We start from the raw sequence: 25,891 nt of genomic DNA on the forward strand, positions 1-25,891 counted from the left end.
CCGGATGGCTGGTGCATGTGACCCCGCAGAGAGTCGGAAGTTGGGGGCAGTCCCGTCTCTCTATCTTAAGGACTTGATTGCGCCGATCAGACGATCGATCTCGTCCTCGCTCGTGAATATGCCCGGGGTCACGCGCACGCACGCGCCGCTCGCCACCCCGTCGCGGTGAACGGTGAAAATCCGGAACTGCTCCAACAGCCGGTTAGCCAGGGCCTTGTTCTGCGCGATGCTCGTCTGCCCGCGCAGACGGAAGGATGTAAGCGCGCAGGTGAGGCGCGGGTCGGCGGGAGTCAGGATCTCGACCTTGGGATCCTCGCGGAAAGTCTCCGCCCAGCGGTCGCGCAGATGGCGCAGTCGCTGCTCCTTTGCCCTGACGCCGATCCCCTCGTGGAAATCGAGCGCATCGGCGAGCGCGAGGAAGGCGCCGAAATTGGCCGTGCCGGTGTGGATCCGGCTGTTGATGTCGTCCCGGCCGCCATCTCCTTCCACGCCCATGGCATGGTCGATCGCGTCGAGGCGGCTCTTGCGAATATAGAGGATACCAACGCCGATCGGCGCGCCGATCCATTTCTGGCAGGTCAGCCCGACGAAATCGGCGTCGAGGGAAGCGAGATCGAAGTCGAGCTGGCCCCAGGAGTGGGCGGCATCGAGGATGACGTCGACGCCCCGCGCCTTCGCCAGCGCGACGATTTCCTTCACCGGCATCACCAGCCCGGTCCTGTGCCCGACATGGGTGAGCAGCATCAGCCGGGTTCTGGGATGCGCGTCGAGGGCCCGCGCATAGGCGTCGATCAGGCCCTGATAGGTCGCGGGCTCGGGGATGGCGAAGCTGACGGGCTCGACGCCGCGCCTGTCGCGCATCCAGCGGAAGCCGGCTTGCATGCTGTCATAATCGAGGTCGGCGAAGAGCACCTGATCGCCCGGCCGCAGTCGGTTATAGCCGCCGATCAGAGTCAGCAGGGATTCCGTGGCGCCGCGCGTGAAGGCAATCTCGTCCGGCTGGACGCCCAGTATCGCCGCCGCGCGGGCGCGCAGCTTCATCAGGTCCGGCCAGAAATCGCCGCGCGAATAGAGCGATGTGGCCCTGTTCACCATGTCCAGCTTGCGGGCATAGGCTTCGGTCACGGGCCGGGCCATGGCGCCCCAATTGCCGTTCTCTAGCTGTACGACATTCGGCGGCAGGTCATATTGGGCGGCGATGCTGCGCCAATAGCTGGTGTCCGTCGGTAGCGCGCCGGGCGACGGCATGGCCGCCCGGGCGTTGCCGGCGGTAACCGCCAGCGCTGCCGCGCCGGCGGCCAAGCCCATGGCTTCCCTTCGGTTGAGCTTATCCATGGCGGTAGCCTTCGGCCGCAGCGTCAGAATTTGACATCGAACCGCGCATAATAATTTCCGCCATTGGTGCCGTAGGGCGCGTTGCGCGAGTAGACGAGGCCGCGGCTCGCCTGGAAGATCGCCTTGTCGGGATAGGTATCGAACAGGTTCTCCGCGCCGACACGCAGCGAAACCTGCTCCGTCACCTTGTACGACACAGAGGCATCGAAGAAGGCGACGCCGCCGAAATTCTGGAAGATGTCGCCGGTCGAATTACCGGTCGAATCCGTCCAGGAGCCGTAATAGAGCAGCCGGCCGAGCAGCGAGACGCGGCCGATATCATAGGTGAGGGTGCCCGACACATTGTGCTGCGGAATGCCCTTCTCAAAGGTGGTCCGTTGCGTGGGGTTGCCGGTGAGCGAGCCCGACAGCACCTCGGTATGGGTGTAGCTATAGGCCACCGTCGCGCCGAGCTGGCCCGGCCCGACCCCATGATTGTAGGACAACACCGCGTCGATCCCGCGCGTACGGGTGTCGAAATCGTTGGTGAAGAAGTTGACGCTGGTGAAATCATTGGCGCCGGCCACGTTCAGGTCGATGAGCTGCTGGCGGATGGCCGGTGTCACCGTGAAGGTCTGCGACACGCCGAAGCGTTTGCTCACATCGACCTGATAAAGGTCGAGCGACCCGCTGAGCCCGGTTTTGTTGCTGCGCCAGACGAGGCCGGCGGTGTAGGTCTTGGATTCTTCCGGCTCCAGCGGCTTGGCGCCGAAGAAGGCCGCCACCGGATTGAGCGGCGAAAGACGGCCCGTGGTGAAGAGCTGGAGCGTAACGGTGTCGAGGCCCTGGCTGATGTTGGTGGCGTTGAGCTGGCCGGGGCTCGGCGCCTTGAAGCCGGTGGAATAGGAGCCGCGGATCGCCACCGCCGGCGTGATCTCGTAGCGGGTGGCGAACTTGTAGTTGAAGGTGTTGCCGAACGTATCGTAATTCTCGTCGCGCAGCGCCACCTCGCCGCTCCACCGCTCGGTGAAGGGCACCTGGATATCGAGATAGCCGGCATAGTCCGTCTGGTTCCACTTGCCCGCCTGCTGCGGGCCGAAGCCGGGGAAGCCGTTGGACTGGGCGGCAAGGCCGGCCGCCGCGCCGGGGCCGACCTCATAGGAGGCCGGATCGCCCATCTTCACCTGATAGGTCTCGACGCGGCGTTCGGCGCCGAAGGCGATGTTGATCGGCTCCGCGAACACGGCGACCGGCAGGCGATAGACGCCGTCGAAATTGAGGTTGAACTCGCGCTGGACCTGGCGGCCCAGGTTGAAGTCGAACGGGCTTTCCGGCCCCATCGAGGCGTTGATCGAGTTGTTGAGGAAGAAGCGGCTCGAATTGATGCCGAACGAGGCGCTCACATCCCAGGTGAAGCGGGATGAGCCCGTGCTGCGGATGCCGCCGACGATCTGGCCGTCATTGGCGCGCACGCCCTCGCGCGGGCTGAAGCCCGCCGGATAGACGTCGTTCAGGTCGAAACCGGGAAAGACATCCACGATCTTGTAGATATTGGGGTTGGCGTCCGGGTTGCGCCAGTTGATGTCGGAGATGCCGTAGCTGTTGGCATAGGTGCCGAACGTATAAGCCTCGATCGACGGCGCCAGCGGCACGGCCGCGTCGAGCGCGAGGCGCAGGCTGTGCGTCTCCGGATTGCCCCAATGCTGCACGGGATCGGGCACGTCGATGTCCGGATGGGCGGCCTGGAAGGCGATCGCGTCGGGGCGCTGGGCCGTGCGCGAGGTGGTGTCCGCGTGCGAATATTCCGCCGAGAGGACCGCATGGCCGCCGTCGCCGAGCGCGAAGCCGGCGCGCGCGCCGACCTGCCACTGCGTGCCGTCGCCCTTATAATATTGCGAGCCCTGCGAATAGGCGGAGAAGCCCGGCTTCTCGTCGAGGATGATGTTGATCACGCCCGCGATCGCGTCCGAGCCATATTGGGCCGAGGCGCCGTCGCGCAGCACCTCGATATGGCCGATGCCGAAGTTGGGGATCTGCCCCAGGTCCGTTGCCTGCGAGCCGTTGCTCTGGAGGAAGGCCGAGCGGTGGAAGCGCTTGCCGTTGACGAGGACCAGCGTCATGTCCGGCGTCAGGCCGTCCAGCGAGGCCGGGCGGATGAACTGCGGGCCGTCGGAAGAGGGCAGGTGCTTCACGTTGAAGCTCGGCACCAGCGTGGCCAGCGTCTCGTCGACATTGCTTGTCGCGGTCGAGCGGATCGACTTCTGGGAAAAGACATCGACCGGGGAGAGTGCGTCGAACTGGGTCTGCGCCTGTTGGCGGGTGCCGGTGACGATGATGGTGTCGGAGCCCGCAGCGTCCTCCTGGGTGGCTTGCCGGGTTTCGCTCGCTTCCTGGGCGTAGGCTGTCCCCTCCGATGTGAGGGCGATGCAGAAAGCCACTCCGGTCAGAGCCGCGATGCGATAATGATTCACTCAGTTGTCCCCGATTTGATTGCGTCGGGTGGCACATGGCGTGGCTTAGTGACCTTAATGTTACAGAAGCGTGTTGTTTATGTTATCTGCATATATAAAATTATAAATCCGCAGAGCGTGAGTAATTTATGATTACTTATCCCACTAATGAAATACTATTAGCGTCTGGCGAGCGGAATTTGTATTCATATTTTACCACTGATATTGTCAATAGATACTTATCTATATCAACATGCGATATCGTATTGGTGGTGTGGATGAGCCATTGCTTTCCGATGGAAGTAATGGCTCGCCGCGTGTTGGTTCCATCACATGAACTCCCCGGATGGCTGATGCATGTCAATGGCCGCCTTCGCCCAATCTCAGTCGTCCGACCGATCGGTACAACATCCCGAGACCGGCCATTCAAACCGCCCGCCGCGTTCCCGCTTCTAAATGTCCGACGGGCAATCTCAGGAGAACTCGATCGGGACAGATTTGGAAAAGCGCGTCCCTGCAGGGACGCGCAAGCGCTTCGCAACGACCTCGTCCCGTTGGACATTCGTCTGGAGAACGACTGACCGGCAATACCGCCATCAACGCTCATCCACTTTTAGTGCGCCGCTTCGCGTGCCTTCTGCTAGCAAGGCCCGCACCCAAGTCCGGGATTGCCAACCACATTGATCAGGGATGAAGAATGAAGCGAGCCTTCGTTGCCTCGGCCGTAGCGGCCGTTTCCATGTTCCCGGCCGCGGCCGTGCCGGCAGATGAACCGCGCCAGAGTTACACACGAGCCGAAGTCGCTGCTGTCATCGGAGACATTCAGAAGATCGTCTCCCCAAATGGCGTACAGGAACAGCTGGAAATCCCGATTGGTGGCATAAAGCAATGGATCAGTGTTCGCGGACGGGATCGTCGCAATCCGATCTTGCTGGTCATCCACGGAGGCCCTGGCTCGGTGGAGATGCCGCTCAGCTGGACATATCAGGCGGGATGGGAAGACTATTTCACCGTCGTCCAATGGGATCAGCGCGGCGCGGGAAAGACGTTCGCTGCCAATGATCCCGAGTTGGTCAAGCCCACGCTGACGATCGACCGCATGGTCGCCGATGCCGGCGAAGTAGTGCAATATCTACAGAAGCGCTACGACAAGAAGAAGGTATTCGTTCTCGGACATTCCTGGGGCAGCGCGATCGGGCTGAGTTTGGCTAAGCGTCATCCGGAGTGGCTTTATGCCTATGTCGGCGAAGGCCAGATTCTGAACGGTGGCGACAATGAGCGGGTAGGATACGCCAACACGCTGAAGGCGGCCCGAAAAGCCGGCAACGCGAAGGCAATCCAGGAACTCGAGGCAATAGCGCCCTATCCGAATCTGGACGGCAGCACGCCGCTCGAAAAGGTCCGGGTCGATAGGAGATGGTCGGGCTATTATGGGGGCTTGGCTGCCGGCCGGAGCTCCTTGGACTGGTACAGCAACGCACTGGAGATGTCCCCGGAATATACCGACAAGGACCTGGCGGCGATCGACGGCGGAACGGCGATGTCCCTACGAGCTTTCCTGCCGCAAGAGGCGAAGATGGACCTCACCAAATATACCAGCTTCAAGACGCCGATCATCATCTTCGCCGGGCGTCACGACAATACGACGCCTTCGGAGAATGTGGCGGCCTGGCTGCCGGGTGTCCGCGCGCCATCCAAGAAGCTCATATGGTTCGAGAATTCGGCCCATATGATCGCAACCGAAGAGCCCGGACGTGTCCTGGTCCACCTGGTGCAGGATGTGCGTCCCTTTGCGCGCAAGGATCTGCCTGATCGTTGAGCAAAGATCCGCCAGGTTCGGGCGACAAGGCCGCGGCGAGCCAACGCCACGGCACTGTTTCCTTCAACGGCTCTATTCCACACCACCATCGCCACGGTCATCGACCGGCACCTGTCACGTGCCGTCGCGAAATAGACCAATCCGGACCCCGCCGCTTTCGCCATTCGCAATCGACGCACCGAAACTCCCGTTTCTTGATCGTTTTAGGGAAGCGGGGCATGATGCAATGTCAGCATCGCCCATTGCGCCTCCGAAACCTGCCTGTCGGCACTCCACCATAAGCCGCCCAAGGGATGGATCGTTGGCCTCGGAGGCGGCCGTCCAGTTCAGGTTGCCGGTACGGCTTGTCAGAACGGCGGCAACGGGGATTTTGGGCTCTGACAGCTTCGAGGAAGAAGATCTGCGATAGCGGCCGCGCCCACATTGCCCGCCTTGGCGATTTCCGTGCCGGCGACCAGACCCGCGACGATCGGGGCGGTCTTGAGCAGGGGTATGGCGTGAGTTTGACGGCGATTGCTCAGGCGGTCGCCGGTGTCGCTACAGCTATCACTGTTTCGCGGTCGCGCGTCCGGGCCGCATATCGGCGGGCCAGCATCGCGCAGACGAACAGCTGGGCCTGATGGAATAGCATCAGCGGCAGAACGATCAGGCCCACGGCGTGGCCGGGGAATAGGATCGTCGCCATCGGGATGCCGCCGGCCATGCTCTTCTTGGAGCCGCAGAAGACGATCGCGATCTCGTCCTGTGTCGAGAAGCCGAGCCGGCGCGTGGCTATCGTCATCGTGGTGATAACCAGCGCGAGCACGGCCAGATCCAGCGCGATCACCACGGCCAGATCGGCGCCCGAAAGCTCGGACCACACACCCGCCACCATGCCCGCGCTGAACGCCGCGTAGACGACCAGCAGTATCGAACCGCGATCCACCACCGTTGTCAGCACGGGATGGCGTAACAGCCATGCGCGGATCCACGGCCGCGCGATTTGTCCCGCCACGAACGGCAGCAGGATCTGCATCGCGATATCGCCGAGCGCGTGGGCGGAGAAGCCGGCGCCGACCGCCGGCAACAGGAGCGACACAAGCAGCGGTGTCAGGAAAACACCCGCCAGGTTCGACACCGAGGCGCTGCATAAGGCGGCCGGCACGTTGCCCCGCGCGATCGAGGTGAAGGCGATCGAGGATTGGACGGTCGACGGTAGCAGGCAGAGATAGACTAGCCCGACGAGGATATCGTGCGGCAGATAGGGACGCATGATCGCGCCTATCGCCAGCCCGATCGCAGGAAAGAGCAGGAAGGTGCTGGCGAAGGTCAGCGATTGAAGCCGCCAATTCGTGATCCCGGTCCATACCGCGGCAGGCGAAAGTCGCCCGCCATAAAGGAAGAACAGCATCGCCACGGCGATCGTGACCGCGGCATCAGCGATCACGCGCCCCTCTCCACGCGCGGGCAGCAGCGCCGCGAGCGCTACCGTCGCGATCAGGAGCAGAAGATAGGGATCGACCGGCAGGCGGCCGATCCATGCGCGGATGATGGTCATGGCTGAACTCCCGACTTGCGGCGCTCGCGACCTATGCCTTCGCCCGGTGATGCACAATTCCGATCATCATGATAATAGTCATCACGAACCACGATAAGCGATACGTCATGATCCACCCCGATCTCCTCCGCAGCTTCGTCGCCGTCGCGGAAAGCGGCACGTTCACTGGCGCGGCCCGTGCGCTGGGCCTGCGCCAGTCCACCGTCAGCCAGCAGATCAAGCGGCTTGAAGATGCGTTTGGGCGCCGGCTGTTCGATCGTGACACGCATCGCGTCACGATCACCACCGAAGGGGAGGCGACGCTCGACCATGCCCGGCGGGTGCTCGATGCCCTTGAGCGAATGGCACGTTATCTCTCGGGGACATCTCTCCGGGGGCGGCTGCGGATTGGCGCTTCGGAGGACTTTGTTCTTTCGGCGCTTCCCGATGTGCTCGCGGAGTTCGTGCGGCGCTACCCGGAGGTGAATATCGAGCTGACTGCGGGCCTGAGCGAAAATCTCTACGAACGCTTCGATGCTGGTGCGCTTGATATCCTGTTCGTCAAGCGACGTATCGGCGACAGGCGAGGGATCGTGGCGTGGAGCGAACCGATCGTCTGGGTCGGGCGCGTGGACTATCGGCCACCGGCTGATGATGTGCTTCCGCTGCTGCTCTATCCGACCCCAAGCGTCACGCGCGCTCGGGCCCTCGAAGCGCTGGAAGCGGTGGGAACGCCTTGGCGGGTGGCCTTCACGAGCGCCAGCCTGACCGGTCTGACCGCCGCCGCGCGCGCCGGGATCGGGGTGATGCCACATTCGGCGCGGCTCATGCCGGCGGGGCTGGCGGTCGTCCCGGCGAATGCCAGGCTGCCGCAACTGCCCATCCTGGAGTTCGTCATCATCGGGCCGGGCGGTCGCCACGCGGTCGCCGACGCGCTCACGACAGCGATCCTGCAATGGACTGTATCCGGTCACACCAGCCGAGCATGATGGCGTGCCATGTCCCGAGCGCTGCATTTTCGCCGGAAGGCGCGCTGCAACCGTCTGGAGGCCAAGGGACTGGTCGTGCGCGAGCCGGCGCCCAACACCGCCGGGTGCTGGCCGCCGTGCTGACCGATCGGGGACGGGCTCTGGTCGACCGGGCCGCCGGTCCGCGTTTCGCCGAAGCCGAGGAGGCCGTCTCCGGCCTGACGACGGCCGAGCGGATGGTGCTGAGCAAGCTCCTCAAGTCCTTTGGAAACACGCTCTCGTCATCGGCCCATAATGCTCGCAGGCGCGAAGATCTGGCGTGCACTGGAGGTTAAACGCCCCCGCCGTGGAGCATAGAGAACCGGCGCCTCGCAGTAGCCTCGCGATACGCACCGCCTATCTATATTACTGTTATCCAAGTTAGGTAATACCGGAGAGCAGCCGTGACCGCGACCAAGCCCGTCAAGCCGGTCCGCCCGCGGCGTGCTGCCGTGAAGACCGCAGATACACTGGGGATGCGCCTGGCCGCGGCCGCGGGCCTTACCGGCGAGGCCAAGACCAAGCATCTCAACGCCAAGGTCAGGCCGGCGCTGTTCGAGGCCGCGCTCGCCGCGCTGGCCACGCAGGATGATCTCGGACCCTGGCTCGCCGCGCAGTGGGGTGTGCTTGCCGACGTCGACCCGGAGCTTTTCGCCTAGATCGAGTCCTGATCCAGTATGGCCACCGCCGGTCTGCACTATCGCGAGTGCGCGAGCTTGCCGTTGGTCGGCGCGGCAAGTCCGCGCGGGCCGCTGCTGCTCGACACCAACGTCATCCTGAACGCGCTCACCGGGCGAGGACCGCCAGTCCTGAAGGCGCTCTTGGCCAATCTTCCGCAGAGCTTCGTCTCGGCGCCGCCCGTCGCCGAACTCAGCTGGACCAGGGGCGTCTCGATTCTGATCATCCGCAAACTGCCGGCGTGGTCTCCACCATCGAGCAGACCTTGGCGCGGATCGATCCGCGCCAAGATCCTGACCCCCACGGCGGATCACTGGAGCATCGCCGGTCAGTGGGCCGGGGCGGCGGTCCGCGCGGTGGCCGGGGAGACGCGGTCGTTCAAGAACGCCGCCGATCGGTACGAGATGCTCAACGACGCGCTCATCGCCGTCGTGGCCAGCGAGGCGGGAATCTCGATCGTCACCCAGGACGCCGACTTCGATCTCTTCATGCAGATTGATCCCGCCCTCGACGTCCTGTTCTACGGTTGAAGACTTATCGAGGTCGGCCGATCACCGACGAGGCGAGCCGCCGGGTAGGCTTGTCGGCCAGTTCGATTGAGACCGGCGCATGATAGCTGGTCTTCTCCCAAGCGCGTGGCCTCATGTCGACCTCGGCTGTGACCAGGCGCGAAGCTGCCACCGGGTTAAGCAGGACGTGGTCGATCCGAAGGCCAGCGTTCCGCTCGAAGGCGCTGCGCCAGTATTTCCAGAAGGTATAGACGGTCTGATCGGGGTGCAGATGGCGGATGGCGTCGGTCCAGCCCTGGTCGAGCAGGCGCGCATAGGCCGCCTTCACCTCCGGCGCGAACAGAGCGTCATCGCGCCAGCGCTTAGGGGCGTAGACGTCCTTGTCGGCCGGCATGACATTGAAATCGCCGGCGACGATTACTGGCGCGTCGAGACTTACCGGACTGCCGAGATGCTGCTGGAGCCGGTCGAACCAGCGCAGCTTGTAGTCAAACTTCGGGCCGGGCCGGGGATTGCCGTTGGGCAGGTAGAGGCTGGCGACCAACACGCCGCTAACGGCCGCCTTGATGTAGCGGCTCTGGACGTCGTCGGGATCACCGGGCAAGCCTCGCCGTGTCTCGTGCGGATCGCCGACGCGACTAAGAACGGCGACGCCGTTCCATCGGCTCTGGCCGTGCCAAATCGCCTTGTAGCCAGCGTCGCGGATCGCCGCTTCCGGAAAGCTTTCCTGCGGTGCCTTCAACTCTTGCAAACAGACCACGTCCGGCTGGGCTTCGTCCAGCCAGCGCAGCAGCATCGGTCGGCAGCCGCCCGTTGACCCCGTTGACGTTGTAGGTCGCGATCCTCACAGTCCCATCAGCGCCAAGAGGGCCTTGAGCTTGACGGCCTCAACAGCGATGCCCGGGAACTTCTCCGACCAGTCTAGGCCGGAACGGGTATAGGCGCCGCGCGCGCCGCCGCCGAACCTCGCCAGCTGGACAGGCCGGAAGGGCGGTGGCCGCAGGTCGCTCCTGCCCGCCGCTTGGGGGCGCCTTCGGTTTTCGGCAGGGTCATCGCGCGCGCCATCACGCGCCTCAATTTGGATGGGCATCTGCGAAGAATGACAGGAGCGCGGAGTCGTTCCGCGTCCCGGTGAAGGCGCGGGCCTATGGTCGCCAAGGCCATGTCCTCTCCCTATAGTCCCTGCTATCGCTCGTCGGGAAACGATCGAGAGCAGGGCGGATTCGCCGTGCCAGGGGGTGCGCGTGGATTCCTATATCTTCAGACGCGGCAAGGAGATTTCTCTGCGGTCCCGTATCGCCATCTCCGGCGGCTTTGGCCTACTGGTCGTGGCCGCCGTCACGGCGATCTTCGTCGCCGTGTCGACAGGGCGGGCCGAACGCTGGACGGCGCACTCTCTCGAGGTCCGACAAGCCCAGGCTATCTTGTTCAGCTTGGTGCAGGACGCTGAGACTGGGCAGCGCGGCTACCTTCTGACCGGCGATATCGCCTATCTTCGGCCGTTCGAGCGCGCCGAACGGCGCTTGTCCGAACTTGAGGCGAGCCTCGCGCGCCTCGTTGCGGACGATCCCGCCCAGAAGGCTCGCCTCGCAGGCCTGGCGGGCGACATAGAGAAAAAAATGGACGAGTTGCGCCGCACGGTCGCCCTGCGCAAGGCTGGCGACGCCACCGGGGCCTTGGCGATCGTCAGGAGCAACGAGGGGCGCGACCTGATGTTGCGGATTCGGGCGCAAAGCGCGGCCTTCGACGAGGCCGAAGCGCGCACCCTCGCCGATCGCCAGGCCTCGGCGGCTCGCCTTCGCACCGTTCTGATCGGTCTGATCGTGGTCGCCCTCCTGATCGTGGCCTTGCTAGGCTATCTGGTGGCGACTGCCGCGCGACGCCACGCCGGCGAGATACTCGACCAGAACAAGGCCTTGCTTCAGGAGAAGGAGAACCGCGAGCAGGCCGAGGCGATGCTGCGCCAGGCGCAAAAGATGGAGGCCCTAGGCCAGCTTACCGGCGGCGTCGCGCACGATTTCAACAACATGTTGGCGATCATCGTCGGCAACATGGACATGATGCTCCGTCGGCTGTCCGAGGATGAGACGCGCCTACGCAGCCTCGCCGAGGCCGCGCTCACCGGCGCGAACCGCGCCGCGGCGCTGACCCGGCGGCTGCTGGCCTTCTCCCGATTGCAGCCGCTCGATCCGAAATCCGTGGACGTCAACAAATGCGTCTCCGGTATGTCGGAAATGCTGCGCCGTTCGCTTGGCGAGCACATCGCGGTCGAAACCGTGCTGTCGGGCGGGCTCTGGCGGGCCTTCGTGGACGCTCCGCAATTGGAAAGCGCCATCCTCAATCTGGCCGTCAACGCCCGCGACGCGATGGGCGAACGCGGCCGCCTGACGATCGAGACCTCCAACGCCTCGCTCGACGCCAGCTACGCCGAGCAGCATGTCGAGGTGGACCCGGGGCAGTATGTCCTGATCGCCCTCACCGACACCGGTTCGGGCATGTCGCCCGAAGTGATGAGCAAGGCCTTCGAGCCGTTCTTCACCACCAAGAAGGTCGGCGAGGGAACCGGTCTCGGCCTCAGTCAGGTCCACGGCTTCCTCAAACAGTCGCGCGGCCACATCAAGATCTACAGCGAGGTCGGCGTCGGCACGACGGTCAAGCTCTATCTCCCGCGCGACACTAGCGCGGGCGCGCACGGGGTCGAGCCCGCGCGGCAGAGTCAGAAGATCGTCGATCGCGCGGCCCATACCGTTCTGATCGTGGAGGACGATCCGGGCGTGCGCAGTTTCGTGGTCAGCGCCGCCCGGGAGCTGGGCTTTGGCGTCATCGAGGCCGACAACGCCGTTGTGGCGCTCGAACGCTTGGAGGCCCATCCTCAAATCTCGATCCTGTTGACCGACGTGGTCATGCCAGGCGTCACCGGCCGGCAGCTGGTCGATATGGCGCTCGCACGACGAGCCGACCTTCAGGTGATCTACATGACCGGTTACACGCGCAACGCCATCGTCCACAACGGCATGCTCGACCCCGGCACGCATCTGCTCGTCAAGCCCTTCACCCTGGAGGAACTGGACCGGGAACTGCTGGCGATCATCGCCCAGTAGGCTGGTGTCGATATCGTCGGTAAGCAACCCCGGCGCCGCAGGCGGCGTCGCCCGGAGCCGTTGGACCTTCGGACCCGCCAATCCGCGCGGGCGACCTAATCGGGACGGACCAGATCCGTCTCGGCCAGATGTTCGGCGATGAACCAGACCTGCGGCTCATTGGTCCGGATGATATTGCTCACGATCAGGTCGTTGGTCCCGTCATCGCCTGCTTCGTCCGCGCCGTCCGCGGCCTCATGCGCCTGCTTCAGGATAAGCTCGTGGGCCTCGAGAAGGCGCGACAGCTGCGTCGGCACGTCCTCGCGTCCCTTCGGCGGTCTTGGGATTTTCGTGGCCTCGGCGACGTCCGGCGCCATGGCGATGCTGATCCCGCCGAGCGCCATGATGCGCTCCGCGATGAGGTCGACGAGCGCGACCTGCTCCTCATAGTGTTTATCGAGCAGCAGATGGAGCTGGTAGAAAGTCGCCCCCGACATCTGCCAGTGATGCTTCTTGTAGAGGTCTCTCAATGTCATTGTGTCAGCCAGCAACTGGTTGAGCGCGCCGACGCTCTGCGTGCGGGCGTTATCTTCCAGGCCAAGCGGCAGGCGCTTCAAAGTTCCGAAGGCCTGGATCTCCCGATATTCGACCTTGAACCGTGGCTGGGCCGGGTCCGCCTTCGAAGGCTTTCTGGCCATGGCGTTTCCTCTTCCGCTGGCGGCGGCATGCCGCCGTCGAACGTCAACGTCAGCTTGGCCCGGGTGGTTCCATCTATAGCAACGCAACCATGGATATACAGGAGAGGCGACTGGCTATCGGGGCCGGATCAAGACATCGAGCCGATACTGTCCTCGCGTCGTCCCGGTCGGGTGTTGAACGCTGGTTCGCCTCTTCAGGGCCTCTATGAACAAATCAGCGGCCTCCGCACCTTGCAGGCTTTCCGCGGTCGGACCCAGATAGTTGACGAGCACGCAATCTCCACCGTCGCACCAGGTTTGGGACAATCGCCCGGCGAGGGCGTCGATTTCGAGGGGGGAAAGAAAATACAAGACCTCCGACAGGACGACGAGGTCGACCGGCATGTCGGGCCAGGCGCCGGGAAGCTCACCACGACGGAAACGGATGTTGGGCCGGTCGGCGTTGCGTCGGAGCGCTTCGTCCAGGGCCACCGAAGAAACGTCGATACCAACCAGGTAATGGCATCGAGACGACAGCAACCGGGTCAATTCGCCAATGGAGCATCCGGCCTCGACGCCGACGCCGTAACGGGATCGCGGCAGGGCCGCGAGGGTCGCATGATACTTTTCCTGCTCATAGCCCGAGGTTCGAAAGCCCCACGGGTCGATGTCCCGGGCGTAGAGCCGGTCGAACCTTGCGCGGCGCTCAGACATAGGCGTCGTCACCGATGAACAATTCCGGGCTGTCGAGGAAATGGCGGCGGGCCCGGGTGTCCATGACGAAGCCCTCGGGATCATCCGGAATGAGGTTTGTCATCTGCGAACGATGGGCGTCGATGGCGGCCATCTTTTCCGCCCGAAAGGCCGTCGTATCGAAGCGATACAGGGAATCCCCGGGCTCCAGCACATCATCGACAAACCGTCCCCAGACCGGATAACGCCAGAGCTTGAGCCTTGGCTGCACGCCCACGACTTCGCGGGCGATCCGCGCGGCGCAGCGATGGTCGGGATGGGGATCCTTCTCCCAGGTCGTCCAGATGGCGCTCACGCCGCGGGAGTCGATCATTCGCAGCAGGCGAGTCCTGACCTCCGCGCGATCGGCGGGCGCCGCCGGCGCGCCCTGGTCCGGAAAGCCGAGCATGACGACATCGGCCGCGCCGGGGGTAAGGCGTCCCACGACTTCGGTTAATTCGGCGCGGCGTAGGGCGATCAGCCTGTCTCGCGGGAAAAGCCGCGAGTTGGGGTGGGACATCCTGCCGTCGGTCAGCTCGACGACGAGGACGCTCTTGCCGGCTCGGCTCGCTGCCGCGATCGCACCGCCGCACCCGAGCGATTCGTCGTCGGGATGCGGCGTGAGGACCAGCACGGCCCCTGGACCGGTCATCGCGTCGATGCAGATTGGCTTGGCCCGCCTTCCAGCGCGGACGATGGCGCCCTCGGCGAAAGGCGTCACCAAGGCCGCGATCCGGCGGGCACGGCGGCGAGCAGCCGCCCGGCCTTGAGCAGCTTGGCGTCAGGCGCCGCCTGGCGAAGGAACATCGACAAATCGCGCCGGATGCGCTCGATTGACGTCCTGCGGACATGGGCTGCCGTGCCCAACGACTTCTCGGCAAGCTGGAGGATCTCGACGCAGCTTTCCTCGACGAATTGCCGTGCCAGCAGGGCATCGGCGACCGCAGCGTCGGTGGCGGCCGGATCGCTGTTCACCGCCGCCTCGACGGTCTGGCTCGTCTCCCGCAACAGGCTCGTCATCGCGCGGCAGAGGGAGACCGCGCGGGCGTACCGTGTCAGCTGCATCGGATCGTCCAGCCGCTTGCGCGCAGCAAGAGCGTGTTGCCACAGATCGACCAGCGCCTCGGCGCCGCCGAGATGCGCCGCGCAGTAGCGCCAGATCCCGCCCTCGAAATGCGGCTCGCGCTCATAGTCGCCCGGCCGGCCAACGAACTGGTCCGGGTCGAACGCCATGCCCGCGAAATCGAACCGGCCCGAGGCCGTGGCGCGCATCCCCGAGGCTTTCCAGGCGGACGGGTCCTGGCGTTGGGGATCGGACACCTCCAGCAGGGCGAGGCGTGACGGACCCTCGTCGCTCGTGTCCTCACGCAGGGTGACGATGGCGAAGCGCACCAGGCCGAGGCCGGAGGCAAAGACCTTCTCGCCATCGAGCCGCAGGTGGTCGCCGAACGGGGCGTAGCGAAGCGGGCGGGGTCCATCGGCGCCCCAGACGCCAAGCAGCGCGCCATCCCGGACAGCCGGGAAGATGCGCGCCCTCAAGCGGGACTCACCGTAAAGGCACAGCAGCTTCACCGCATTGATATGGCCCTCGAACAACCGGGCCACCGAGAGGTTGGCGCGGCCCATCCGCCGCAGCAGCTCAAACGCGCTCACGGCGGAGCGAGCGTGCAGCCCCAGGCCCGCGCCGCCGTCATCGCCGGGCAGGCAAGCCGCCAGCAGACCGGCATGCCTTAACATGTCAATTTCGGGCGCAAGACCGGCGGGATCGATTTCAGCCAGGTCGGCACGCTCGGCCAACCGGCTCATCAGTGCGTCGTGCTGGGCTGTGACATGAGACGAAGCGTCGCGAAGGGGCATGCTCCGGGTACTCATGCAGTTTCTTCCGCAGGCGGAAGCCGCGTCGACGGGGTCATCACCGCCGCCGCCTCATCACGGAGCATCTCGAGGAGCGGCAGTTCCGACGCCATCTCGTTCCAGAGCATCCGCCGGCGCGCGAGTGCGGGACTGACAGTCTCGACGAACCTCCACAGGGCGCCGAAGCTTGTGAAGGCTGGCGCCTGTTTGCGCTCTTCTCCGGACAGGCCAGCTTCCGACAAAGCCGCATCGCGTTGCCGGTGATCACGGAGCGCCCGGCGGAGCTTCGCACGCAGCGTCGCCCGGAACCATGTGTTTCGAGCGGGTTCGAGCGTCTCGTCGCACCAATGCTCGCCGCCGGCCAGCCGGGAGGCGATGGTGTCGGCCATTCCGCCCGGCGCCCGGCCCTTGAGCCGGCAGGAGGTGACGACGCGGGGCGCGGGGGCGTACAAGACGGGCAGGTCGTGGTCGACAAAGCGGCGGACCAGCGCGCGGTCCTCCGCGCATGGTACGAGCGGGGCACCACCGACCCGATCATAGGCGGCAGCCGACATCGCGAGACTGGCGCCTGACACCGTGCCATGAAAAGGCCAGGGATTGAGAGGGTCGGGGTCCAGCAGGCTGGTGAGTTCCAGCGCCGTTCGGCGATACCGGTCCTCGACCGCCCCCTTCTCGGTCGCCCATGACGGCAGTTGCGCGAACTCCAGCGGATCGAGTTCGATGTCGCCGCAGACCATGGCCGCCTGACCCTTCGCCAGGGGAGTGAGGCTGGCTCTGACCCAATCGCGATCGGGTCGCGAATCGGCGTCCGTGGTCAGCAGCCAACCCTCCGCGCCGACCTGAACGCGGGCAAGATCGAGCGCGGCGCGGCGCGCGCTCCCGGCATGCGCGATTTCGTCAGGGAAGCATCGCTCGGCGAGCCGAAGCGGGGCGCCGGTTTTGTCCGCCCATGCCAAAGCGCGCTGAGCGGTGCGATCAACGCTGTTGTTGACCAGAAGGGCGATGGCTCCGGGCCGTGGCCATCGCGCCATGGCGATCCGGCACGCTTCGAGGCATTGGACGATGCGCCCTTCCTCATCGCGCGCCGGTATGGCGACGGCATAGGTGGCCTGTGGGCCTCGGCGGAGCCCAACCGACAAGGCCGTTATGCTCCAGCGTCGAGATCGACCCTGGCTTCGCGGTCCCAGAAACGCAGCGCGCCGGCCGTCTGCACGAATGTCTCGGCATCTCGCTTGCCGCCCAGCTTGATGCATCCCTCGTCGAGATCGGCGGCCAGTCCGGCCTTCTCGAACAACGCCGCTACCTCGGCCGTGTAGCCGATGAACTTGCAATGTGCGAAGGCATCGGTCGCGAAATCCTTCGCGGTTACATCGCCGGCGAGCAGCGCTGCACCGTCCTTCGAGGCGAGGATCGCTACGGCATCAAACAGCACCGAGGGACCACCGTCTATCTTCTGCTTCGCCGCGACCTTCGTGCCGTCGGAGAGCGTGGCGCCACCGATCTTCGGGGCGACGACCTCGTAGACCGCCTTCGCTTTATCGACCGCCGTGACCAATGCGTTGAACAATCCGGCGTCCGCGCCGTCGGTGAGCAGGATGCCCAGCTTGCGCCCGGCGAAGCCGGGCGGCGGGTTCTTGAGGATACTCAGCGCGTCGGAAACCGGCAAATCGGTTCTGGTCGGCCGCGCCGCTCTGGCAGGGTTGGGCAGTTCAAGACCGAGCCCGTTCGCAACCGTTCCGGCCAGCCCTTCGTCGATATGGATGAGATGCGACACCACCCGCGAGCGGATGTCGGGCCGCTCGACCTTGCTCAGCTCGAAGGTGATCGCGTCGCCGATATGTTTCTGCTCGACGGGTGTCTGGCTGATATAGAATAGCCGGGCCTGGCTGTAATGATCCGCGAAACTCTCGGGCCGCAACCGGGCCTTCGGTCCGGTCTCCTCAGCGGCGAAGCTACGGAAGCCGCGTGCCGGATCCTCGCGCGGGCCACCCTCCGCGCCCCAACTGTTGGGCTCATAGTTGGCGCGGCCGATAGGGTTGCGCATGGCCATGTGCCCGTCCTGCTGGAAATGCGCCATCGGGCATTTGGGCGCGTTGATCGGGATATGCGTGAAATTGGGGCTGCCGAGCCGTTTGATCTGGGTATCGAGATAGGAGAAGTTGCGGCCCTGCAGCAGCGGATCGTTCGAGAAATCGATGCCCGGCGGCACATTCTGGGTGCAGAAGGCAACCTGCTCGGTCTCGGCGAAGAAATTGTCGACCACCCGGTCGAGCACCAGCCGACCGATGATCCGCACCGGCAGTTCCTCTTCCGGGATGAGCTTGGTCGGATCGAGCACGTCGAACGCGAACTTCTCGGCGAACGCATCGTCGAACAGTTGCACGCCCAACTCCCATTCAGGGAAGTCGCCACTGCTGATCGCATCCCACAGGTCGCGGCGGTGGAAGTCGGGATCGGCGCCGTTGATCTTGACGGCCTCGTTCCATATCACCGATTGCATCCCCAGCTTCGGCTTCCAGTGGAACTTGACGAACGTAGAGCGGCCTTTCGCGTCGAGCAGCCGGAAGGTGTGGATGCCGAACCCCTCCATGAAGCGGAGCGAGCGCGGGATCGCCCGGTCGGACATGACCCACATGATCATGTGCAGGCTTTCGGGCGTCAGCGAGATGAAGTCCCAGAAATTGTCGTGCGCCGACTGGGCCTGCGGGAAACCGCGATCGGCGGCCGGCTTCACCGAATGGATCAGGTCGGGAAATTTGATCGCGTCCTGGATGAAGAACACCGGGATGTTGTTGCCGACCAGATCCCAGTTGCCTTCCTTCGTGTAGATCTTGACCGCGAAGCCACGCACGTCGCGGGCGAGGTCGGGCGAGCCCTTGGAGCCGGCGACGGTGGAGAAGCGGACGAAGGCTGGGGTGCGCTCGCCGACGCGCTGGAAAACGTCGGCACGCGTCACGCCCGCGAGCGAGTCGGTCAGCTCGAAATAGCCGTGCGCGCCATAGCCGCGGGCGTGGACGACGCGTTCGGGAATGCGTTCATGGTCGAAATGGAAGATCTTTTCGCGGAAATGCGCGTCTTCCAGCAGCGCCGGGCCGCGCGCGCCCTGGCGCAGCGTATTCTGGTCGTCGGCAACCGGAATGCCCTGTTGCGTGGTCAGTGTGGCAACATCGCCGCCGGCAACCTGATGCGTCTCGCCACCGGTACCCTGTTGTTCCGCGTAACTTGTCTCGATCTTCGCTCCGGGCGCGCCCGGAGCCTTCTTCGGCGTTTCCCCCGGCTTCTTCCCTTTGACGGCCATGAATCCTCTCCTTGTCTCTGTTTCAGGCGGGAGCGACAGGATCTCGTGTTTCCAGGGATCATGGCCCCCAACAACTGTTCACCTGCTACGCGCACCAGCAGCAACTGGTTCCGCACTCGTCTCAGCTGCGAGTCACTCTCAGGCTAATCCGTGGCCTGGAGCGTGTGCCGATCCTGCTCGCGCAGCCAGTTGTGGGCATTGGTCGCCGCCATCGCACCATGGCCCATGGCGACGCTGATCTGGTCGAGGCCGGCCACGACATCGCCAGCGGCGAAGAAACCCCGGACACCGCTGTCCTTGACGGCCTCAGCCGGCACGCAGCCTTCGTCCAGGAGGCTGATGCCGAGTTGCGTGGCAAGTTCGGCCCGTGGTCGGCAGCCGAGCGCGGGATAGATCACATCGAACGTCAAAGCGGCGTCCCGTCCCTCAAGCCGCACGTCCATCCTGTCCTCATGCGGCTCCAGTGCGGCCAGTGCGCCGGTCTTCACCGCGATGCCTGCCTCGGCCATTTCTGCCGCCTGCTCCCCGGACAGTTCCGGGTGGCTGAGCGGCATCAGCGTGATGTCGTCCGAATATTGGCGCAGGAAGAGCGCTTCGGCTGCACCATCGGCATCGCAGCCGATCACGCCGATCCTCCGTCCGCTATGCTCATATCCATCGCAGACCGGACAATAGCGCAGGACATCGGCCTTGATCGCCCCTTCATGCACATCGTGGGGCAGGTCCACCTGGTTGAGGAAGATACCGCTGGCGAGGATCACCGCGCGGCTTTCCCAGCTCGTCCCCGCAGTCGAGGTCAGACGGAAACCCTTCGCCGTTCGTTCGATGTCCGTGATCTCGGCCTGTTCGATCCGGGCGCCAAACTCGGTGGCGTGAGCGGACATACGGTCGATCAACTCAGTGCCCTCAATGCCATCAGGAAAGCCGGGGGCGTTGTGCGTCTTCGGAATCCGCAATGCGCGGCTATTGCCATCGTGAAGGACGAGAACCTCGCGCCTATAGCGAGCGAGGTAAAGCGCTGCCGTCAGACCAGCAGGCCCGGCTCCGACGACGATAACCGCAGCTTGGGATGCATTTGTCATGCCTTCCGATCCTCTCAACACCGGTACCGACGCGATACGTCTGAGCTATTGATGCGGTTCCGGCGCTCAGGTCGAGCCGCGGCAAGAATGCACGAGCCGCCGGCCAGCCCGTACAGCAACACCCGTGGCGGCGCCGATCGTTCTGTCCAGGGAACGAAGGTCTCGGGTATGTCTTTCGTCGGTGGGATGGAGAACGAATTGGCTATGTGCGGGCTTCTCGGCAGGTTGCGCCGCTACGGCCACTGTTCCTGGGTATTGGCGCTTCTACTGCTGATGCCGGGATGCCGGCAGAATGTCGGCAATCCCGCCCCACCGCGGATCGATACGGCAGTCCAGATGCCGCAGCAAAGCTCGAATATCGTCGTTCCCGTCATCGCGCAGTTGGCCGAAATCGAGAATGGCCTCAACCGGCGTACACCAAGAATCTTGTGGCAGATCGACAGGCGTGAGCCGCGCTGCGTGCCCGCGCAGCGGGTCAAGGTCTTCGCGCGGAAGGTGAAGGTGACCCCGGATCTTAGCTGCCGGATCGTCGGGCAGGTGACGCGGGGGCGTATCAGACTGGGCGGAAGCGGCGATACGCTCACTATCACGCTTCTCGTCAGCGCTACCATCAGCGCCCGGGACGTTGGCGGCATCATCCGGCAGGAGACAGCAACCGGGGCCGCCACCGTCCGCGCGCTTGCGAAGCTTTCCGTCGACAGCAACTGGTCGCCGATCGCGAAGGTCGATATCGCCTATGACTGGACCGACCCGCCCGGCATAGACTTGCTCGGTCAACGGATCCGCTTCACCGGGAAGGCGGACGAGAAGCTCAAATCCGTGATCGCCGGCCTTGAACGCGACCTTCCCAGGGAACTCGCCAGGGCGCATCTGCGCGACCAGCTCTCCGGCGTCTGGAAGCAAGGATTCACCTCGATCATGCTCAACCGCGAGCGCCCGCCGGTGTGGATGCGGGTCACACCGCGCCGGCTCGGGTTCGGTGGCTATCGCGTGTCCGGCCGCCAGCTGGAGATAGTGCTCGCCGCCGAGGCGCTGACCGAAACCTTTGTCGGCAGTCGGCCCCCCGATCCCAAGCCGACGCCCTTGCCGTCGCCGTCCCGGGCCTCCGGTCCGGAAGGATTGCGCTTCTTCATCCCGGTATTGGCCGACTTCGAGCAGCTTGAGCCCGTGGTCGAGCGCGCTCTCGGCAAGCTGGCGAAGAAGGGGATCACGCTGACCGGGATCGGTCCGGTCGACGCGAAGTTCGGCAAGGTCACCATCTATGCAACCGAGGGCGGACGCCTGGCCGTTGGTATAAAGGCTGAAGCGAGAAAACATGGTGGCATGCTGGCCAGCACGCGCGGCGAGATCTGGCTGTCGGCCGTGCCCTACAACGACGTCAACTCGCAGATCGTCAAGGTGCGCGATCTGAAGATCGCCGGACAGACCGACAGTAAGACAGTCAACCTTCTGTTCGCGCTGTTCGGAGATCAGGCTGTTCTGGGAAGCCTGCGCGCATCGCTCACACATGACTTTGGTCGCGACTATCAGAAGGTACTGGTCGCCGCCCGGAAGGCGATTGCCGAACACCGTGAAGGAGATTTCATCCTCTCCGCCGATGTATCGACCGTTGTGAACGGTCCCCTGAAGGTCACTGGCCAGGGCCTTTTCTTGCCAGTGCAAGCGGAAGGCCAAGCGAACATCCTGTACGAACCTCGCTGATCGGACAGGGGATCGATAGTGGAAATTACCATTGATTTCAACGATCTGTCGCGTCTGCCAGGGGCGGGATTAGCTTGGCATCCCGTCAAACTTCGGGGAGCACCTCACTACGTCGCGGGCGCAAGAACCTCGGTTTGCGGGCCGCATTTTTGCCCGAAGACCCTCTTGAAAGCGCCCAACCTGCTCCTAGATTTTTCCGCCGGACGCTGTTTTCGAATCCGGTGGACATTGAGGGAGCACTTGTACCCGATGTTGCTCTGCAAGGTGATTGACTTGAGCGCGTCCTCGATCACGGGATCCTTGATGAGCTTCTCAGCCTCTTCGCACTTCACTCCATACACCACCGGATTCCAGCGCTGGATCCACAGATCAACACTGAAATCAGGCACCGCGACAACGCCGGCCGCACCGCTTTGGCCGTCGAGCGTCTCCAGCATTTGTCATCAGCATAGATTATATCAGGGTGGCCGGTAGCAGAACGGTAGCTTCAGCCAGGTTGCGAAATAAGCAGGCATCCAGCTTTTATTTCGCTGCATATGTGTGAACCGGCTCGAGGAAGAGGCCCGGATCGGCAAGGCCGGGACCCTGGCGGCCCACCTCTCGCGGCTGGATGTGGTCGTGCTCGACGAGCTCGGCTACCTGCCGTTCGCCCGCTCCGGCGGCCAGCTGCTGTTCCACCTCGTCAGCAAGCTCTACGAGCGCACCTCGGTGATTATCACCACCAACCTGGCGTTCGGCGAGTGGCCGAGCGTGTTCGGTGATCCCAAGATGACCACCGCCATGCTCGACCGGCTCACCCACCACTGCGACATCGTCGAGACCGGCAACGACAGCTGGCGCCTCAAACACCGCAGCTGACGCCCAGGCAGTCGATCAGGAGTGCTTCGCGCTGGTTGCGCCTCCGGTCGGGCTACGCCCGCCCTACGCCGCAACCAGCGCGAACCCAGCGCTCGTCATCCTCGTCCTGCCAATCGAAAAGGGGGTCCCTGTTCGACGCCGATAAGGGGTCCCGGTTGGACGCCTATTTACAACGTTAGGGTAAGCGCGCGCCATGGGAGGCTTCAGCCTTTGGCCGCAACCGGCGTCGCCGAGAACTGCTTGATCTGATTGGCACGTCCTTGCAGCCACCAGGTGGCCTGCACGGGGAAGGACCCATAGGGATTTGCCGGATCTGCCGCTCCCAACTCGGCTTCTGCGTGAAGCGGGAAGTTGGGATCGACCAGCGCTTCACGGCCGATCGCGACGATGTCGGCATGGCCTTCGGCAACGACCGCCTCGGCCTGATGGGCATTGACGATCAGGCCAACGGCTGCGGTGCTGATGCCGACCTCGGCGCGGACACGCGAAGCGTATGGCACCTGATAGCCATAGCTGGACGGGTACTCGTAACGCGGCACAATGCCGCCCGAGGAGCAGTCGACGATATCGACGCCCAATAGCTTGAGCTGCCGCGCAAACGCCACGGTATCGTCGATCGACATGCCTTCACGCAGGCCGTCGACCGCGGACACCCGGACGAACAGCGGCTTGTCGTCAGGCCAGACCTCGCGCACCGCCTGCACCACCTCGAGTGGGAAGCGCATGCGACCTTCAAGATCGCCGCCGAACGCGTCCGACCGGTTATTGGTGACCGGCGACAGGAAGCTGTTGAGCAGATAGCCGTGCGCGCAATGCACTTCGACCACGTCGAAGCCGGCGGTGAGGGCGCGCTTCGCTGCCGCGACGAACGCGGTTTTCACGTCGTCCATCATGGGGCGGGTCAGCGCCATCGGCTTCAGCCAGCCTTCGCCATAGGGCTTGTCCGATGCGGAGACGACCGGCCACGGATGCTCTCCACGATCGAAATCAGCTTGGGAAAGCGGTCCATTGCCTTCCCACGGGCGCTGGCTTGCCGCTTTCGGTCCTGCATGGGCGAGCTGGATGGCAGCGACGGCGCCGGATGCCTTCAGCGCCGTGGCGATGCGTTCGAGGCCATCGACATGAGCATCCGACCACAGGCCGAGATCGCCATGCGTGATGCGCCCTTCAGGAAGGACAGCGGTTGCCTCGACCATGACGAGGCCGAAGCCCCCCATCGCGAAGCGGCCCAGGTGGATGAGATGGTAATCGCTCGCGAACCCGCCCCGTGCCGAATATTGGCACATCGGGGAAACAGCGAGGCGGTTTCGCAGCGTCACGCTGCGCAGGGGAACGGTTTCGAACAGTTTCATCGGGGTCATCCTTCTGCAGGAGAATGGTGGCCGCGCCAGCTGCCCGGCGCGGCGGCCGATCAGGCTTTCGCAGCGGCGGTGGTGACCATCGCGCAGCGGCGCAGGTCCATCTCGCCCTCCAGAACCTCCGGGAGCGCGGCGACGAACGCCTTCATGTACGGAAGCTCGAAGTGCGCAGTCAGGTCGGCCGCATCCTTCCAGTTCTCGTAGAGCACCCAGATGTCGGGATCTTCGTTCGAGCGGTGCAGGTCATAGTTGATGTTGCCCGGCTCGGCGCGGGCCGGCTCGACAAGCGTCCAGAGACGCCGGCCGAGTTCGTCGCCCATGCCTTTCCTCGCCCGGATGAAGGCGATCAGGGTGAGCTGGGTGCCGTTGGCAGGCGTCGGAACGCCGGAAGGTGATTGCGTGGTCATCATTCGGTCTCCGATTGGCTTGGACGGCGACGCGCGCCCGTTGAGAGCGGCGGCGCCGTCAGGCGTGGGTGACGCCCCGATCAACGGCACTCGGCGAGCGAAGTCGGGTCCGTGGTGGCCAGCGCGGAGCGCGGCTGCGGGTCGAGGTCCTGGACGAAGTGCAGGCCGCCTTCGGTGATCGGGCGGACAAGGTTACGATCGAACATCGAGAATAGCGCGACCGTGTACGGGCGGGCAAAGTGGCTGTTGACCGCGTCCTCGTTGCGCCAGACCTCATAGAGCACATAGCTCCGCTCGCTGCCCAGGTTCTTGTGGACGTTGAAGGTGATGTTGCCGGGCTCGAGGCGCGAGCAGGTCACCGAGCGGCGGAAGACCCGTTCGAATTCGGCCTCGGCGCCGGGCTTCACGTCGAAGTTGACGATAATGGCGACCTCGCCGTTCGGGCTGGGTTGGAGCGCAATCTGCGCGTTGGCGGCCTGTCCGGACAGCAATGCGCCGGTGGTGGCGATAGTGCCGAGCGCGATCTTCTTGAGCAGGTTCATCGGATTTCTCCTGGATTCGGCATTTGATGGGCGCGACGCTCCGTCCATCGCGGCGTGGAGGCCGCGATGGTGGGCATCGGCGTGGTTTGTGGGTCAGGCGATCGTGTAGCCGCCGTCGATCAGCAGGCCGTGGCCCGAGATGAACGAGGCGTCGTCCGAGGCCAGGAAGGCGACGACCGTGGCCATCTCTTCCGGCGTGCCGGCGCGGCCTGGGACCGTGGTGGCGGCGAAGGCGTACTTCGCTTCGGCGCTAGGCCAGATGCGGTCCTGGAACGGGGTGTCGATGATGCCGGGATTGATGGCGTTCACCCGGACGCCCTGCTTGAACAGCTCGATCGCTGCGGTCTTGGTAAGGCCGAGGACGGCGTGCTTGCTGGCGATGTAAAGGCCGGCGTTGGCGAAACCGATGACACCGCCCATCGAGGCATTGTTGATGATAGCGCCGCCGCCCTGTGCCAGCATGGCCTTGGCCTCGTGCTTCATCGACCAGAACACCCCGCGCACATTGGCGTTGAAGATCGTGTCATAGGTTTCGTTGCTTTGCTCGACGAACGGGGTGAACGCCCCCTCGGTGCCGGCATTGTTGAAGGCGATGTCGATGCGGCCGTAGGTCAAGATCGTCTTGGCGATGAGATCGATCACACTCTGCTCGACGTTCACGTCGGCGACGACGGCCGTGGCTTCGAAACCCTCGCTTTTGATCTCGGACACAAGTGCCTCGATCTCGGCGCCGCGGCGGGCGCTGGCAATCACCTTGGCACCACGACGGGCGAGTTCGAGCGCGGTGGCACGACCGATGCCGGAACTGGCGCCGGTTACCAGTGCGACCTTACCTTCGAGCGTTTTCAGGGGAGCCTTGTTCATTTCGACCTCCATGCGTGAAAATATTCAGCCGGGCGGGGCGCCAACCGATGGAGCCGATCTTCCGGTGCGACCCATTTATGGAGACCGGACAGATATGATTAGACGATGAATTGTGACCATAGTAGTGAATGTGAAATAGCAATCG

The 25,891-nt window shown here is 64.3% G+C and carries 23 protein-coding genes and 2 pseudogenes; 8 read left to right on the forward strand and 17 right to left on the reverse strand.

Translation table 11 applies throughout. The annotated features are described in order from the left end of the window. Positions 1-60 precede the first annotated feature (60 nt). Together HB724_RS02705 and HB724_RS02710 are read right to left on the reverse strand one after the other, a co-directional pair. Positions 61-1,308, reverse strand: coding sequence for an aminotransferase class V-fold PLP-dependent enzyme (locus HB724_RS02705; protein ID WP_256731281.1), 1,248 nt, complete (start codon positions 1,306-1,308; stop codon positions 61-63). A gap of 50 nt (positions 1,309-1,358) precedes the next feature. Continuing rightward, complete coding sequence (locus HB724_RS02710) at positions 1,359-3,785, reverse strand: TonB-dependent receptor (RefSeq protein WP_346344653.1); 2,427 nt, start codon at positions 3,783-3,785, stop codon at positions 1,359-1,361. A gap of 676 nt (positions 3,786-4,461) precedes the next feature. On the opposite strand from HB724_RS02710, the gene HB724_RS02715 reads away from it, so the two are divergent. Next, on the forward strand, positions 4,462-5,583 hold the full coding sequence (locus HB724_RS02715; RefSeq protein WP_213979372.1) for an alpha/beta fold hydrolase: 1,122 nt from the start codon (positions 4,462-4,464) through the stop codon (positions 5,581-5,583). Between the two features lie 517 nt (positions 5,584-6,100). Here the strand turns inward: HB724_RS02715 and HB724_RS02720 are convergent. Next, the gene (locus HB724_RS02720; protein ID WP_213979373.1) at positions 6,101-7,120 is read right to left on the reverse strand and encodes a bile acid:sodium symporter family protein; all 1,020 of its coding nucleotides are present in this window, start codon (positions 7,118-7,120) and stop codon (positions 6,101-6,103) included. Positions 7,121-7,188: 68 nt separating this feature from the next. Between HB724_RS02720 and HB724_RS02725 the strand changes: the two genes are divergently transcribed. The 4 genes from HB724_RS02725 (at position 7,189) to HB724_RS02740 (ending at position 9,314) form a co-directional block, all read left to right on the forward strand. Further along, positions 7,189-8,088: a LysR substrate-binding domain-containing protein gene (locus HB724_RS02725; RefSeq protein ID WP_256731282.1), complete on the forward strand. Its 900-nt coding sequence runs from the start codon at positions 7,189-7,191 to the stop codon at positions 8,086-8,088. A gap of 104 nt (positions 8,089-8,192) precedes the next feature. Continuing rightward, entirely contained in the window at positions 8,193-8,402 is a 210-nt protein-coding gene (locus HB724_RS02730; RefSeq protein ID WP_213979374.1) for a hypothetical protein, read from the forward strand. A 108-nt stretch (positions 8,403-8,510) separates the two neighbouring features. Then, positions 8,511-8,765, forward strand: coding sequence for a hypothetical protein (locus HB724_RS02735; RefSeq protein ID WP_213979375.1), 255 nt, complete (start codon positions 8,511-8,513; stop codon positions 8,763-8,765). An 18-nt stretch (positions 8,766-8,783) separates the two neighbouring features. Then, positions 8,784-9,314: a PIN domain-containing protein gene (locus HB724_RS02740; protein ID WP_213979376.1), complete on the forward strand. Its 531-nt coding sequence runs from the start codon at positions 8,784-8,786 to the stop codon at positions 9,312-9,314. Between the two features lie 4 nt (positions 9,315-9,318). On the opposite strand, the pseudogene xth reads toward HB724_RS02740, so the two are convergent. After that, positions 9,319-10,141, reverse strand: a pseudogene (gene xth / locus HB724_RS02745) (exodeoxyribonuclease III). After that, positions 10,138-10,383, reverse strand: a complete 246-nt coding sequence (locus HB724_RS02750; protein ID WP_213979377.1) for a hypothetical protein — start codon at positions 10,381-10,383, stop codon at positions 10,138-10,140. Before HB724_RS02750 ends, xth begins: the two are co-directional and overlap by 4 nt. 154 nt (positions 10,384-10,537) lie before the next feature. Between HB724_RS02750 and HB724_RS02755 the strand changes: the two genes are divergently transcribed. Next, positions 10,538-12,394, forward strand: coding sequence for a CHASE3 domain-containing protein (locus tag HB724_RS02755; protein WP_213979378.1), 1,857 nt, complete (start codon positions 10,538-10,540; stop codon positions 12,392-12,394). Between the two features lie 95 nt (positions 12,395-12,489). On the opposite strand, the gene HB724_RS02760 is transcribed toward HB724_RS02755, so the two are convergent. The 7 genes from HB724_RS02760 to HB724_RS02790 form a co-directional block, all read right to left on the reverse strand. Next, positions 12,490-13,071, reverse strand: coding sequence for a DNA starvation/stationary phase protection protein (locus HB724_RS02760; protein WP_213979379.1), 582 nt, complete (start codon positions 13,069-13,071; stop codon positions 12,490-12,492). A 114-nt stretch (positions 13,072-13,185) separates the two neighbouring features. Continuing rightward, positions 13,186-13,764 (reverse strand): class I SAM-dependent methyltransferase, encoded by a 579-nt coding sequence (locus tag HB724_RS02765; protein WP_213979380.1) that lies wholly within the window; start codon positions 13,762-13,764, stop codon positions 13,186-13,188. Then, complete coding sequence (locus HB724_RS02770) at positions 13,757-14,503, reverse strand: PIG-L deacetylase family protein (RefSeq protein WP_213979381.1); 747 nt, start codon at positions 14,501-14,503, stop codon at positions 13,757-13,759. The genes HB724_RS02765 and HB724_RS02770 overlap by 8 nt, the downstream gene beginning before the upstream one ends. Next, positions 14,500-15,588, reverse strand: a complete 1,089-nt coding sequence (locus HB724_RS02775) for an acyl-CoA dehydrogenase family protein (RefSeq protein ID WP_256731283.1) — start codon at positions 15,586-15,588, stop codon at positions 14,500-14,502. The genes HB724_RS02770 and HB724_RS02775 overlap by 4 nt, the downstream gene beginning before the upstream one ends. A 62-nt stretch (positions 15,589-15,650) precedes the next feature. After that, on the reverse strand, positions 15,651-16,775 hold the full coding sequence (locus HB724_RS02780; RefSeq protein ID WP_213979382.1) for a glycosyltransferase family 2 protein: 1,125 nt from the start codon (positions 16,773-16,775) through the stop codon (positions 15,651-15,653). A gap of 5 nt (positions 16,776-16,780) precedes the next feature. Next, positions 16,781-18,934 carry a catalase gene (locus tag HB724_RS02785; protein WP_213979383.1) on the reverse strand — a complete coding sequence of 718 codons (2,154 nt, stop codon included), beginning with the start codon at positions 18,932-18,934 and terminating at the stop codon, positions 16,781-16,783. Positions 18,935-19,077: 143 nt separating this feature from the next. Next, positions 19,078-20,016, reverse strand: a complete 939-nt coding sequence (locus HB724_RS02790) for an NAD(P)/FAD-dependent oxidoreductase (RefSeq protein ID WP_213979384.1) — start codon at positions 20,014-20,016, stop codon at positions 19,078-19,080. Positions 20,017-20,103: 87 nt separating this feature from the next. Between HB724_RS02790 and HB724_RS02795 the strand changes: the two genes are divergently transcribed. Beyond that, positions 20,104-21,717, forward strand: coding sequence for a DUF4403 family protein (locus HB724_RS02795; RefSeq protein WP_256731284.1), 1,614 nt, complete (start codon positions 20,104-20,106; stop codon positions 21,715-21,717). Positions 21,718-21,824: 107 nt separating this feature from the next. Here HB724_RS02795 and HB724_RS02800 read toward each other — a convergent pair whose 3' ends face one another. After that, positions 21,825-22,154 carry a hypothetical protein gene (locus HB724_RS02800; RefSeq protein WP_213979385.1) on the reverse strand — a complete coding sequence of 110 codons (330 nt, stop codon included), beginning with the start codon at positions 22,152-22,154 and terminating at the stop codon, positions 21,825-21,827. 103 nt (positions 22,155-22,257) lie between these two features. Here HB724_RS02800 and HB724_RS02805 point away from each other — a divergent pair. Further along, a pseudogene (locus HB724_RS02805) lies at positions 22,258-22,575 on the forward strand (ATP-binding protein); the annotation flags it as partial. Between the two features lie 203 nt (positions 22,576-22,778). Here the strand turns inward: HB724_RS02805 and HB724_RS02810 are convergent. The 4 genes from HB724_RS02810 to HB724_RS02825 form a co-directional block, all read right to left on the reverse strand. Further along, positions 22,779-23,927, reverse strand: coding sequence for an NADH:flavin oxidoreductase/NADH oxidase (locus tag HB724_RS02810; RefSeq protein ID WP_213979386.1), 1,149 nt, complete (start codon positions 23,925-23,927; stop codon positions 22,779-22,781). 59 nt (positions 23,928-23,986) lie between these two features. Beyond that, entirely contained in the window at positions 23,987-24,340 is a 354-nt protein-coding gene (locus tag HB724_RS02815) for a putative quinol monooxygenase (RefSeq protein ID WP_213979387.1), read from the reverse strand. Between the two features lie 80 nt (positions 24,341-24,420). Then, positions 24,421-24,882, reverse strand: a complete 462-nt coding sequence (locus HB724_RS02820) for an antibiotic biosynthesis monooxygenase family protein (protein ID WP_213979388.1) — start codon at positions 24,880-24,882, stop codon at positions 24,421-24,423. A gap of 93 nt (positions 24,883-24,975) precedes the next feature. Next, on the reverse strand, positions 24,976-25,746 hold the full coding sequence (locus HB724_RS02825) for a glucose 1-dehydrogenase (protein WP_213979389.1): 771 nt from the start codon (positions 25,744-25,746) through the stop codon (positions 24,976-24,978). Positions 25,747-25,891 lie beyond the last annotated feature (145 nt).

Source organism: Sphingomonas sp. dw_22 (assembly GCF_018449795.1).
Lineage (GTDB): Bacteria > Pseudomonadota > Alphaproteobacteria > Sphingomonadales > Sphingomonadaceae > Sphingomonas.

Coding starts and splice junctions, on each gene's coding strand:
- HB724_RS02760 (WP_213979379.1), bottom strand. CDS start 13,071: ATGGCCAGAAAGCCTTCGAAGGCGGACCCGGCCCAGCCACGGTTCAAG.
- HB724_RS02790 (WP_213979384.1), bottom strand. CDS start 20,016: ATGACAAATGCATCCCAAGCTGCGGTTATCGTCGTCGGAGCCGGGCCT.
- HB724_RS02715 (WP_213979372.1), top strand. CDS start 4,462: ATGAAGCGAGCCTTCGTTGCCTCGGCCGTAGCGGCCGTTTCCATGTTC.
- HB724_RS02810 (WP_213979386.1), bottom strand. CDS start 23,927: ATGAAACTGTTCGAAACCGTTCCCCTGCGCAGCGTGACGCTGCGAAAC.
- HB724_RS02785 (WP_213979383.1), bottom strand. CDS start 18,934: ATGGCCGTCAAAGGGAAGAAGCCGGGGGAAACGCCGAAGAAGGCTCCG.
- HB724_RS02725 (WP_256731282.1), top strand. CDS start 7,189: ATGATAATAGTCATCACGAACCACGATAAGCGATACGTCATGATCCAC.
- HB724_RS02720 (WP_213979373.1), bottom strand. CDS start 7,120: ATGACCATCATCCGCGCATGGATCGGCCGCCTGCCGGTCGATCCCTAT.
- HB724_RS02750 (WP_213979377.1), bottom strand. CDS start 10,383: ATGCCCATCCAAATTGAGGCGCGTGATGGCGCGCGCGATGACCCTGCC.
- HB724_RS02815 (WP_213979387.1), bottom strand. CDS start 24,340: ATGACCACGCAATCACCTTCCGGCGTTCCGACGCCTGCCAACGGCACC.
- HB724_RS02800 (WP_213979385.1), bottom strand. CDS start 22,154: ATGCTGGAGACGCTCGACGGCCAAAGCGGTGCGGCCGGCGTTGTCGCG.
- HB724_RS02740 (WP_213979376.1), top strand. CDS start 8,784: ATGGCCACCGCCGGTCTGCACTATCGCGAGTGCGCGAGCTTGCCGTTG.
- HB724_RS02825 (WP_213979389.1), bottom strand. CDS start 25,746: ATGAACAAGGCTCCCCTGAAAACGCTCGAAGGTAAGGTCGCACTGGTA.
- HB724_RS02765 (WP_213979380.1), bottom strand. CDS start 13,764: ATGTCTGAGCGCCGCGCAAGGTTCGACCGGCTCTACGCCCGGGACATC.
- HB724_RS02795 (WP_256731284.1), top strand. CDS start 20,104: ATGCACGAGCCGCCGGCCAGCCCGTACAGCAACACCCGTGGCGGCGCC.
- HB724_RS02705 (WP_256731281.1), bottom strand. CDS start 1,308: ATGGGCTTGGCCGCCGGCGCGGCAGCGCTGGCGGTTACCGCCGGCAAC.
- HB724_RS02820 (WP_213979388.1), bottom strand. CDS start 24,882: ATGAACCTGCTCAAGAAGATCGCGCTCGGCACTATCGCCACCACCGGC.
- HB724_RS02775 (WP_256731283.1), bottom strand. CDS start 15,588: ATGAGCCGGTTGGCCGAGCGTGCCGACCTGGCTGAAATCGATCCCGCC.